The organism is Acinetobacter sp. WCHAc010034 (genome assembly GCF_001696615.3).
Taxonomy (GTDB): Bacteria; Pseudomonadota; Gammaproteobacteria; order Pseudomonadales; family Moraxellaceae; genus Acinetobacter.
In genome coordinates this window covers 1-11,378 of sequence record NZ_CP032273.1, presented here as the reverse complement: position 1 = coordinate 11,378, position 11,378 = coordinate 1, and the positions used below count along the sequence as shown (strand labels likewise).

Genomic DNA, 11,378 nt, shown 5'->3' with positions numbered 1-11,378 from the left:
CCTACCAATAGTCTGCATAATATTTTTTGTAGATTTAACTACGTTTACCTTGCATAAGTCTACATAATTATTAATATAGACTTATATTCATAAATAATAATGTAGTTAAATAAGATGCGGGATTTAGTTGTTAAAGATAATGCATTAATAAATGCTAGTTATAACTTGGATTTAGTAGAACAGCGTTTAATCCTATTAGCTATTGTCGAAGCAAGAGGTAGTGGCAAAGGTATCAATGCAAATGATCCTTTAGAGGTTCATGCAGATAGTTATGTAAACCAGTTTAATGTTGCACGACAGACAGCCTATCAAGCACTTAAAGATGCGTGTAAAGACTTATTCGCACGACAATTTAGCTATCAAGAAATCAACAAAAGAGGGAATGTTGAGAATGTTCTAAGTCGTTGGGTCAGTGAAATTAGATACATCGATGATGAAGCAACAGTAAAGTTGATATTTGCACCAGCTATCGTGCCCCTTATTACACGTTTAGAAGAACAATTTACAAAGTATGAGCTACAACAAATTAGCAATCTTAGTAGTGCTTATGCTGTACGTTTATACGAATTATTGATTGCTTGGCGTAGTACAGGTCAAACACCTGTTATTGAACTAGCAGAGTTCAGGCAAAAGATAGGTGTTCTCGATGATGAATACACTAGAATGGGAAACTTCAAGGATCGAGTGTTAAATCTAGCTATTGCCCAAGTTAATGAGCACACAGACATTAACGTTAAATGTGAGCAACATAAAAAAGGCCGTAACATTTCAGGATTCTCATTCATATTTAAGCAAAAGAAAGTGATTACCTCTAAAACTTCAACTTCACTTGAACTTTTCTCAAAAATGACCGATGCACAACGTCACCTTTTTGCTAATAAACTTTCTGAACTTCCAGACATGAATAAATATTCTCAAGGTACAGAAAGCTATACACAATTTGCAGTTCGAATTGCTGAAATGCTACAAGACAAAGAGAGATTTGAAGAACTTCTACCATATCTTAGAAAGGTAGGATTTAACACAAAATAAACTTCATGTTCAGGTAGGATGTTCATCTAAACATCCTTGTACATGCACTGAGGGATTACATTGAACACAACAAAATTCAGCGTCATGGACGCAAGTAAAGCTTTTAAAAAGTCACGAACAACAATATATGAAGCTATAAAAAATGGTGAATTATCAAGGGCTCATGATGGGCTTATAGATTTATCCGAACTTATCAGGGTCTATGGTAATCCTATCGGTGTTCAGTCCAGTACACGTACTGAACACGCCCAGAAGGATGTACAAGTACGTGTTCAATCTGAGATTGAAAATGTATTGAAAGATCAAATTTCTCTACTCAAAAATCAGTTAGATCTAGCCAACCAAAGAGAAAAGTCTTTGATGCAGCATATAGAAGATTTGACCCACAGAATTGAGTTTAAAGGTCAGCTTGAACAACCAAAGACAGAGCTAGATGAACGTAAAGTTTCTACTCATTCTGAAATGACAGAAAATTCTCGACCAGAACCAGAGCCGAAACATGACGGATTGACTACTCCGGTCGAAACAGAAAATAAGCGCATTCCAGTGCCGGAGCACGTTGAACCGGAGCAACCGAAAAGAGGGTGGTTAAGCCGGTTTTTCTTGCCGAATGGCTAACTGATCTGTTTAGATGTACTAATCAAAGTTGTGGAACTTTGATCAAAGAATAGGCGTGGAACGTGAATAATCATGAAAAAGCCGTTCCAGTGCGCTGAACCCTAGAACGGCTTTGACTAAGATATTGATGCTTATAGGAAAATTTCAAGCATTTCGTATAACGCGTATTATGTTAATTTTAGACAAACTTAAACGAAATCACCAAAAACTATGAAAAAAAAATCAGCTTTTTTATATTATTTAGATGTTACAGCACCTTTTTATTATTTTCATCTTGTACCCACTGCAATCGCATTAGTCATAGTCAGTTTTGATTTCCCATTTCAGGGCTTATTCCCGACCACAATTGACTCTTCGATTTCAAGCCAACATAAGTTTCTAAATGACTATTTTGCAATATGTAATTTTTTCGTGATTGGCCTTATTGTTATTAATTATTTAAGACACCCACTACCCGCCAAATATGTAAGACAAATACGTCAGCATTATGCAACATTAAATAAGAACCAGCAGTCTATCAGTGGCTGGCTTGGCATTGTATTTTTCTGTTGTACTTTAGGCCTGATGAATCTAATTTGGTTTATTATTAATGATGAACCTCTTCAACCATACAAAGAATGGCGTAAAGGCGATACTCTTACTTACTTAAAAAGTTTTGCACATCCTTATATTTCTACTATTGCTTTTAGTTTGCAATATGTCCTCATTGTATTCATCACACTAATATTTATGAACGTATTGAATAATCGTAAATATAGGTCGAATTAAAATAATTATTTCCATTTAACATAATGGGCGTTATACGAAGTACACTTGTATATTAATTTAAATATCAGATACTTAAAAAATTCACACCAATCAAAAAATGCCCAAAAAGCCGATTTTGAAACAAGTCGGCTTTTTATTGAACAGATTTGTCACTTTCAGCCAATAAAATCGATCAAAAAACGCTCATATTTCCACTTTTCCCAGATAACTCAATGCCTGCACTTCGGAAACTATCCGCAATTTCTGCGGATAAAAAGAGGACAGTTTTTAGCCGGCCTTGTACGCATATGCTCACAGCAATTCCTGCCCTTTGCGCCTATGCGGCCTGGCTGCAATTTCCTATCATGGGGACATGGAGAACAGGAAGTTCCAGACAATAATAAGAACAACGATACGCACAAGGACTGTAAGGTACGACAGGAGTTATACCGAGCGAACCAATACGAAAAACCCCGGCAGGATGCCGGGGTTTTTTATTATCTAAAATATTTAGATCAGAGTTGGATGGGCATCCAGAATGCGAATTAGAGTCGCTGCAGGACCAGTTGGATAGCGACGGCCTTGTTCCCAGTTTTGTAGGGTCTCGCGCTAATATGCAAACGTGCAGCGAATTCTGCTTGGGTTAAGCCCGTTTTCTCACGTACGAAGAAGATATTGTGATGTATCTCAATATGGTTCTTGAAGAAAATGATCCTGCTGAATTAGCGCATGCACTTGGTGTAATTGCCAAAGCAAGAGGAATGACCCAAATTGCGAAAGAGAACTGCAATTATTGACCCTATTAATATGGCTTCTCGTAAGATTTTGATTAAAAATAATTTTATATCAAAAGAATTTAAAGATTTCGATGGTTTACAAGGTGTAAGTTTTAGAACTGGAATTGCAAAAATAAACTACATTCGAAAACTGACGCCAATGATGTTAGAACTCAAAATTAAAGTCAATATCTTGCTTATTTGTATCCTGTAGGATACATTCTACTTATGTACTCAATATATACCACTGAAGTCTTTGATGAATGGTTTAGCAAGTTAAAAGACCAACAGGCAAGAAGACGCATACAAGTTCGAATTGATCGGGTAGAAGATGGAAACTTTGGAGATACAGAACCAGTCGGTGAAGGTGTCTCAGAATTACGTTTCTTCTTTGGACCTGGCTATCGAGTTTATTACTGCAAGCAAGGGCAAAGAATCGTTATTCTCTTAGCTGGTGGAGACAAATCTACTCAAAGTAAAGATATAAAACTTGCCCTGAAATTAGCACAAGATTTAGAGGAGGAGCTGTAAAATGGCTATTAAACTTCGCAAATGGGACAGTGCTGAACACCTTAAAACAGAAGAAGATATGCAAGCTTATCTACAAGCATGTATTGAAGAATCTAATGGTGATGCAGCATTCATTGCAAAAGCTTTAGGCAATATCGCTAAAGCTAAAGGAATGGCTCAATTATCAAAAGACACAGGTTTAGGCAGAGAAAGTCTTTATAAAGCTCTTTCTGGTGATGTAAACCCAAGCTTTGATACTGTTATTAAAGTCGTAAAAGCACTGAATTTACGCTTAGCAATTTAAAAAAAGTTAGCAAAAATGGGAGCTTAAGGCTCCCATTTTTGGCTTCAATCTTAGACCTGTCCAATTTCTGGGTGTGGCATAGCTACTGTTTATAGAGTTTTAAAGGGGTAAAATTTTGATAATTGCTAAAATCATAAGGTCGTTACTTACCATATCAGTTTCTTTAACATCATTTAGTGCTTTCAGTGCATCAATCTCACTAGGAACAGTAAATGGTATTCACTACACGGCAGATACAACATTTGTCCCTGTAGATATAGATAACTATCGGCAATATAAAGAAGTTAAACTTAAAGGTAATGCTATCAAAAAAATAAGTAATAAAATTAATGCTGGTGACTATGGTGAAGGAGTTATTTGGATAGATTGTAAAAATAAAGTACAAATTAGCAAATCTTATTTATCTTTTAATTCGAATGGTTCTCTCAAAGAAAAAACAATTCATGCAGGTGAAACACCTTATAGTTTTCTTGAAAAAAATGAAAGTAATAGCCCTCTAAATAATTTATGTCAAAATAGTTCGGCTTTAATCTCACATCCATCCCTAGTAAGAGATTCAACAAACATTAATGAATATCATGAACCCAATGAAAAAACAGATAAGAAAATTTCAGCAATGAGCCAAAAAGAATATCAAAAAAATATCCGAGATATGGATAAGAATATGGCTGCACTCACATCTCATCGTTCTCGTTTGCATTCGGGACGTGACCCAGAAAATCCAGATATTATTACAAAAGTTACGAAAGAAAATATTCTCGCAAATACAAAAAAAGATTTGGAATTGACATGCAAGAAAATTAAGCTTTTAAACCAAAAAAAGAGATTTATCCTTGACCAAGACTTTTACACTAAAGATCTCGACCTAGTACCCGTTTTCGAGAGCCTAAGAAATAATAGAATAAGAGTTACAGAAAAAAGTAACTCCATCAGGGCAAAGGGTGGACAGCCAGATATATGCCTAGATATGTAATTTTCTAAGTTAAAGCGTCAATGTAGGAGTGCGTCAGGCTCCTACTGTTTCCTTGAAATACTGAATCAAAGCCATGTCATCAAGCAATGGGGAATAAAATCGAATCTTAGGGCCATTATGTTAAATTGATTTAATTCTTAATACGACAGAACCCTAAAGAAACCCTTTGGTATTGTGTTAAATATTTATTATGAGACTTTTTGAAACATTGCAATTAAAAAAATAATTTTTGTTAAATTCATTTTTTAGTTAGATTGTTACGTTATTTACGAATAAGGTTTTTATTTTTTCATGATTAAATTACTAATTAATGAGCCAACTAAAGTTGCACTTACCGAAACTTATTTTGGTGGATTACCTATACGTGTAATTGATCAGCCCTATGATTGGCCGATGTGTGCTGAATGCCAAGGGCATATGAAATATATGGGAAAAATTAAAACAGATTTAGGCTTAGAATTAATTTTTATTTGTGAAAATGATCCGGGTATGTGTGGGGATGAAGATCCAGATGGTGGTGCAAATCAGGTGATCATCCTTTCAGAACTATCTTCATTGGAAGAGTTTACAATAGATGCTGAGAATACATTGCGAGAAACTGAATATAACGCTGTAATATTAGAGATTGAAGCAGATACGTATGATGACGCTCGCTCGAATTGGCAACGTGGTGGACGAGATATATTAGGGCAATTACATGGTCAGCCTAATTGGATTCAGGATGATGAAACACCAAAATGTGAGTGTTGTCAGCAGAATATGCGCTTTGTTGCGCAATTAGAGGAAGGTCCTGAGTATGAAACCGCCATGAATTTTGCCGGAGGTTGTGAATTCTTATTTGATTGCCCTGAAGGTAAGACTGCTAAGTTTTTATGGCAATGCTGATTTTTAGTTCTGTCATATTAAGAATAAATTGATGTAATCCTCAAATATTTTTAAATTCTTTTGATATATTGGTGAGAGCCAACATAATAAACTTTATCGAAATCAAAATTGGGAGCTAAGCTCCCATTTAACTAATACTGTTATATTCTTCAAACGATGACACTATCGTTAAATCAGGTAATAAATCAGGATGTTCTTCTTTGATAATTTCAACACATTTCTGATTTGCAGTAATTACCAGTAATGGTTCCACTGGATAAGTCACAATCATTGGAAATTGGTGTATTAACTGGAAAACAGCTTTTTCCAATTTAATATCACTACATGGCTTAAATATTGTTACACCTTTTACAGCTAAATTATCTTCATAAAAGTCTATATTAAAGTGACATTCATTATGGACTATATATCCCTCACGGATTTCTTTTCCATAGTCTAAAAAGTAATAATTTTCTTCTTTTTCAGTCCAATAAGGGCTAAAAATTTCTAAAACTTCTTCTTTAGCTGCTGCACCATTACTGTCCATTCCGATAATAAAATATTCGCTTCCCATTGTTTTCTCTAATTATTCAGTTTGTGTAATATTTAACATAAAATCTCTTATGCGAAGTCAAAAATGGGGAGCTGATTGCCCCCATTTTTTATTTTTTCTCGTGTTCTTTGTAGTACTGATGTGCTCTCTTAGAGTTATGCTTCCAACTTTTAGCAACATCATAAACATAGGTTGGAAGGTCATCCCAAACATGAGGTAATCCCGTACCACGTGCGACACGAAGTTTAAGCGGATAATCTTTGTATTCAATTCGATGCAAAAAATAAAAGCTACGCTCCTGGTGAGTGCTAAATTTCTTAAATACAGAGCTTCTGACATTGGGATAAATTTTCCAAAAGTAGTCGTGGCGAGTACTCTGTATTGATTGCCTATACTGATATTTTAGTTTTTTCATTGTTCCTCCTAGGTAACATTACCTAGAAGGGATCCTCTGCAAAGTAATACATCGTCTTTAGTTCTATAAATTAAAAATTGATATTTAAAGATACCACAAAGTAGTATAAAATTAACTACTACAAGGTAGTATGAATACAAGCAATGTATACAATATGTGAAACCCCTTTATTTACTAAATACTGTCTTGTTTATTGGACTCAGGAAGAATATGAGGAATTCAAAACATTCTTAGCATTAAATCCAGAAGCTGGGGATGTAGAACCTAATTCAGGCGGTATTCGAAAGATTAGATGGACGAGTGGTGGTAGAGGTAAAAGTGGTGGTGTCAGAGTCATCTACTTTAATCGTTTAACAAATGGAGAGATTTGGTTATTAACCCTGTACAGTAAAAAGCAAACTGTGCAGCTTAGTAAGAAAACCCTTCAAGCATTGGTGGAGAAATTAAATGACTCGTTTAATGACTGAAAAAGAACTGGAAGCCTTTGAAGCAACAAGAGATATTGAAGCTGAAATCTTACAAGGCATAGATGATATGCTTGCTAATAATGCTGTAAAAAGAACAGTAATCACTGAAACAGATGTCGCATTAGCTCGTCGAAAGGCTCAACTGACCCAAGACCAATTTGCCAAGATTCTTGGTGTTTCAAGACGTACCCTTGAATCATGGGAACAAGGTGTAAGACGGCCATCAGGGGCGGCAACATCACTTATTCGATTATTTATTGTTGATCCAAAATTTGTAAAAGAAAGTCTGGCTTAATTTATATAGCTCTCACTAGAGAGCTATTTCACTATCTTGTTTAAGGTCTTTTATGAAACATTTAGAATTTGTAGGAAAAAGTACCGAATATATCGGCTATACCCACGTTGAAATTATCAATAGTTCACTACGCTTATCTTTCAATGTCCCATCAACAAATGATCTAAAAAAAACTTTTAAAAAGATGGTCGAAAATAACTATGATTTGCTGATGGAGACATCCGATAAAATAGAATTTGAATTAGATAGTGAAGTTATTAAAAAAATTGAAAAAATAACCAAAGAACAAGGTGTTGAGTTTGAAGAATATGTGCAAAATGCCTTGATTAAGCTTATTAACCAATATGAGTTAACTGCCGATCAACCTTAAATTAGGCAATAAAAAAGCCCGACATTTTTGTCGGGCTTTTTCGTATGTGGTTGATTAGTTTTAGTAACTGTTGCACTTATCATTATTGTTTTATGTGCTGGAGTATCCTGTACTCCATAATTCCATCATATGAAAAAAATTAGGGGGCGATATAGACGTAATTTCCCCTAACACATGTCAGCCTGAGCGTACAAAAATTACCCAAAACTTACCCCAAGGTTTATCCGCAGAAATTGCGGATAGTTTCGGGACTGGATGTATTGAGTTATCAGGGAAAAAGTTGAATTTGAGCGTTTTTTTGATCGATTTTATTGACTGAAAGTGACAAATTCGTTCAATAAAAAGCCGATTTGTTTCAAAATCGGCAATTTGTACATTTTTTGGCTGGGGTGAAATTTTTAAGTATTTGATATTTAAATTAATATACAAGTGTACTTCGTATAACGCCCATTATGTTAAATAATAGAGAAATGATTAAATTTAATCATCCCCCTTAATGCTCAGGATTGTCGTGATTCTACTGAATTATAGACAGCATTATTTTCACGTCTGCCTCCAGCTATTTTTCAGATGATTTACTAGGTTTCAAATCATCATTATTATTTGGAGTATTCTTATTATCACGTCTTCTTTTATCAACCTTACCAGTAGATTTAGCAATTGGTTTCGGTCCTGGTTTAAGAGGTCTAGTCATTTTAAAAATCCTATATAAGTAAAATTGATTAACAATATAAAATGAAATTATTAAAATTGCAACAGACAGATAAATTTCATAAAAGGCTATTATTTTTTATGTTCAGGAATAAGTGACAAGATTAAGATTTTCTAAAATTAACATAATACGCGTTATACGAAAGGCCCGATTCATGGGCCTTTCGACTATCTACTTTACATAAAATTTCTTATACGAAATTAAGCTCAATAAGTGAAAACCTCAGTATTTCTAATCGGCTGACAAACCAAGTCAGATCTAAACTGCTGCATCAACTCCTTGCTAAGCGGTCTTGGTTGCTGGATCTGCATAATCAAAAGCTGTAAAAACTGTCCGTGACTAAATACAGCCAAATTCTTTTCCGCATAATGCCCGGCCACGAGCTTTAACTTGTCATGAAACGCCTGCACCCGCAGATAGAGATCCTCGAAAGACTCAGCATCATCAGCATCCCGATGCTGGCAATCCATTTTATCCCAATACGCATTCACCCATGCTTTACGGTCATTCAAATTGGTGTTGGCACACTTACGCTCAGACAGATAGCTAAACTCATGCAAATGCTCATCAACTTCAAAATCAAGCTTATATTTTTCTAGGATCGGTGCTGCGGTTTGTTGCGTCCGCAAATATTTGGACACTATCACATGATCAATTTCAGGCAGCGTAGAGCATAAATTTTGAGCCTGAATATGGCCATTCTCGCTTAAAGCGATTGAAGCATGCGACAGCGTTTTACCATTGATATTGGCTTCACTTTCAGCATGGCGGATCAAAAAAATACTCATATTTTTCCCTTTCATTGAAGCATAGAGCATAGCCGATAGATGCTCATAGAGTCACCCGATGCTTTAGATTTTGGCTTTAGCCTGAATCTAAAGTCGGGTCACTTTGTGCCAAAAGGCATCAGTAAAATAATGCAAGAAACAGCACAAAGTACCGCAAAAAATCAGCTACTTTTTAGCGCACTTTACTAGACAGCAATGTTTTCAAAATGTTTTCAAAAAACGTTTTTTATTACATTCACTTATCTATCGAATGTACACATTTGCAAACATTGCCGATCCTCAAAATTTTAAAATTCGAGGATTCTATTTTATGCTTCATATAGAAATGGCGTTGTGACAATGCTGTGACAAATTTTTCAATATAAAACAGAATGTTAACATCTATTTTGTGACATTTGGTGACGTTTCAAAACTCTCTTTCGAACATGATATAGTCCTGTTTTTAAAGAAAAAAACCTCGTTTTTTTGCATCCTAACTAGGTGCGTATGGTGTATACCTAAAAATTGTCAAAAATCCCTCTTAAATTTTGAGCAGAATTTAGAGAGAAAAACAGCCAAAAGGGCGTATATATCAACTTACTACTGATTTACTATCAAAAAGTTATCAATTGGGTATCAAAATCAGGAATTTACTACTGAAAATATATTAATTTGCAATTAAAATACTAACAATTTACTATCAAAATAGAAAATCGAACTGGAAACTAAAAACGTGCTGCCAAAAATCAAATCCAAAGCCTTTATCCGACTTCTACCTCAGATTTTTGCACTCAGAGAACAGGGCTATTCATATGAAGAAGTGACTGCAATTTTAGAAAAACAACATGGACTCATCCTGAGCGTTAAACAATTTTCTGTTTATCTAGCACGGTATAAAAATGCATATACTTCAAAAGTAGAAAAACAGATCGAGACTTCTCCAGCTCCAAAGCACCTTCAAGAAAGTAAACAAGATCCCATCAAATCTGAAAGCAATACGAACGATTATGCTTTTGGATCACCTCAACACAAGGCAATAGTCCAAAAGGAAACAGAGGAGTTATTTAGATCCAATCAAAATATTGGCTTAAGACAAATAAAATAGCTGTAAAACGATACCAAATCGCGCATAAGGCCTTCTTTTAGAAAAATACAGGGAGACTCCAAGCCAAACACATAAACAAGCTTAAATCGAAAAACAGGCTTAAATACACGCATGTTATCTATTTCTTTAATTTTTATTAGAATTAATAGGGTTCATTTTATAAAAGTCTTCAAACCCTTTAATAGAAAGGGTTTGAAGACTATATATGGACATTTTCCGATGTTTTATGGACATCACATATTGCGTCAATTTTTAGATCATTTTTCATAAAATTTGATTACTTTTTGTCTGAAAACTGCACTTTTGACCACTTTAAAACAGCAATTTAATGATTAATTATACAAATTTGGCTTTCAATTATTCATGATGTGTGGACAATTTCCGATACTTAATTATTAAATAGATCAATATGTTACAGAGCGAGTGTCTACGAGCGAACCACTAAAATTCGCGCCTCGACTTTCTGAAAAACAGCTTTTTAGGCTGTGATGCCTAAATAAGAGTAAATCAAATGCAGAAAATTGAATCTAGACCGAGCGTAGCGAGAAAAAAAGCTTTATGAGCGTAGCGAATCCATTCTTGCTTTTGACTTTGCTTTTTAATATTTCAGTTACATCCGGTATTTACTAAAAATTGCCCCTTCGAACTGAGCGAAAGCGAAGTTCAATAGAGTTTGAGCGTAGCGAAAACATAGGGCAATTTTTCATTCTTTAGGCTTTTAATTATTTTTAAGTTTTTAAATGCTTTTAGACTACCTCAAAGCCTTTGTTTTAAAGGGGTACAGCATCTATATGACTACGTTTACCTACCAATATGACTACGTTTACCTACCAATATGACTACGTTTACCTACCAATATGACTACGTTTA

Annotated in this window: 15 protein-coding genes and 2 pseudogenes; 12 read left to right on the top strand and 5 right to left on the bottom strand. The window is 34.8% G+C overall.

Annotation, left to right across the window (positions count from 1 at the left end):
* Positions 1–114 precede the first annotated feature (114 nt).
* The 3 genes from repM to BEN74_RS00725 all read left to right on the top strand — a co-directional run bounded on the left by repM (position 115) and on the right by BEN74_RS00725 (position 2,418).
* Complete coding sequence (repM, locus tag BEN74_RS00735; RefSeq protein ID WP_068912117.1) at positions 115–1,032, top strand: replication initiation protein RepM; 918 nt, start codon at positions 115–117, stop codon at positions 1,030–1,032.
* Positions 1,033–1,092: 60 nt separating this feature from the next.
* A complete protein-coding gene (locus BEN74_RS00730) occupies positions 1,093–1,650 on the top strand; it encodes a plasmid replication DNA-binding protein (RefSeq protein ID WP_228200339.1) in 558 nt (185 codons plus the stop codon).
* A gap of 210 nt (positions 1,651–1,860) precedes the next feature.
* Complete coding sequence (locus BEN74_RS00725; RefSeq protein WP_086374407.1) at positions 1,861–2,418, top strand: hypothetical protein; 558 nt, start codon at positions 1,861–1,863, stop codon at positions 2,416–2,418.
* 489 nt (positions 2,419–2,907) lie between these two features.
* On the opposite strand, the pseudogene BEN74_RS00720 reads toward BEN74_RS00725, so the two are convergent.
* Positions 2,908–3,062, bottom strand: a pseudogene (locus BEN74_RS00720) (helix-turn-helix domain-containing protein); the annotation flags it as partial.
* 9 nt (positions 3,063–3,071) lie between these two features.
* On the opposite strand from BEN74_RS00720, the pseudogene BEN74_RS00715 reads away from it, so the two are divergent.
* The 5 genes and pseudogenes from BEN74_RS00715 to BEN74_RS00690 form a co-directional block, all read left to right on the top strand.
* Positions 3,072–3,179, top strand: a pseudogene (locus BEN74_RS00715) (transcriptional regulator); the annotation flags it as partial.
* Positions 3,180–3,401: 222 nt separating this feature from the next.
* Entirely contained in the window at positions 3,402–3,704 is a 303-nt protein-coding gene (locus tag BEN74_RS00705) for a type II toxin-antitoxin system RelE/ParE family toxin (protein WP_068912097.1), read from the top strand.
* 1 nt (position 3,705) lies between these two features.
* Positions 3,706–3,987, top strand: a complete 282-nt coding sequence (locus tag BEN74_RS00700) for an addiction module antidote protein (protein ID WP_068912099.1) — start codon at positions 3,706–3,708, stop codon at positions 3,985–3,987.
* Positions 3,988–4,102: 115 nt separating this feature from the next.
* Positions 4,103–4,960 (top strand): hypothetical protein, encoded by an 858-nt coding sequence (locus BEN74_RS00695; RefSeq protein WP_068912101.1) that lies wholly within the window; start codon positions 4,103–4,105, stop codon positions 4,958–4,960.
* A gap of 291 nt (positions 4,961–5,251) precedes the next feature.
* A complete protein-coding gene (locus BEN74_RS00690) occupies positions 5,252–5,845 on the top strand; it encodes a hypothetical protein (RefSeq protein ID WP_068912104.1) in 594 nt (197 codons plus the stop codon).
* A gap of 127 nt (positions 5,846–5,972) precedes the next feature.
* On the opposite strand, the gene BEN74_RS00685 is transcribed toward BEN74_RS00690, so the two are convergent.
* Together BEN74_RS00685 and BEN74_RS00680 are read right to left on the bottom strand one after the other, a co-directional pair.
* Positions 5,973–6,398: a hypothetical protein gene (locus BEN74_RS00685; protein WP_068912106.1), complete on the bottom strand. Its 426-nt coding sequence runs from the start codon at positions 6,396–6,398 to the stop codon at positions 5,973–5,975.
* A gap of 88 nt (positions 6,399–6,486) precedes the next feature.
* Entirely contained in the window at positions 6,487–6,792 is a 306-nt protein-coding gene (locus BEN74_RS00680; protein WP_068912107.1) for a hypothetical protein, read from the bottom strand.
* 143 nt (positions 6,793–6,935) lie between these two features.
* Between BEN74_RS00680 and BEN74_RS00675 the strand changes: the two genes are divergently transcribed.
* Genes BEN74_RS00675 through BEN74_RS00665 form a run of 3 tightly spaced genes read left to right on the top strand, consistent with a single transcriptional unit; the run spans position 6,936 to position 7,924 of the window.
* Positions 6,936–7,259 carry a hypothetical protein gene (locus BEN74_RS00675; RefSeq protein ID WP_000288001.1) on the top strand — a complete coding sequence of 108 codons (324 nt, stop codon included), beginning with the start codon at positions 6,936–6,938 and terminating at the stop codon, positions 7,257–7,259.
* On the top strand, positions 7,240–7,554 hold the full coding sequence (locus tag BEN74_RS00670) for a helix-turn-helix domain-containing protein (RefSeq protein WP_068912110.1): 315 nt from the start codon (positions 7,240–7,242) through the stop codon (positions 7,552–7,554). The genes BEN74_RS00675 and BEN74_RS00670 overlap by 20 nt, the downstream gene beginning before the upstream one ends.
* A 52-nt stretch (positions 7,555–7,606) precedes the next feature.
* Positions 7,607–7,924 carry a hypothetical protein gene (locus BEN74_RS00665; RefSeq protein WP_068912112.1) on the top strand — a complete coding sequence of 106 codons (318 nt, stop codon included), beginning with the start codon at positions 7,607–7,609 and terminating at the stop codon, positions 7,922–7,924.
* A gap of 559 nt (positions 7,925–8,483) precedes the next feature.
* Here the strand turns inward: BEN74_RS00665 and BEN74_RS19785 are convergent.
* Positions 8,484–8,618 (bottom strand): hypothetical protein, encoded by a 135-nt coding sequence (locus tag BEN74_RS19785; protein WP_265936562.1) that lies wholly within the window; start codon positions 8,616–8,618, stop codon positions 8,484–8,486.
* A 224-nt stretch (positions 8,619–8,842) separates the two neighbouring features.
* Positions 8,843–9,424 (bottom strand): histidine phosphatase family protein, encoded by a 582-nt coding sequence (locus BEN74_RS00660; protein WP_068912121.1) that lies wholly within the window; start codon positions 9,422–9,424, stop codon positions 8,843–8,845.
* Between the two features lie 712 nt (positions 9,425–10,136).
* On the opposite strand from BEN74_RS00660, the gene BEN74_RS00655 reads away from it, so the two are divergent.
* Complete coding sequence (locus tag BEN74_RS00655) at positions 10,137–10,508, top strand: hypothetical protein (RefSeq protein WP_068912115.1); 372 nt, start codon at positions 10,137–10,139, stop codon at positions 10,506–10,508.
* The last annotated feature ends 870 nt before the right edge of the window (positions 10,509–11,378 follow it).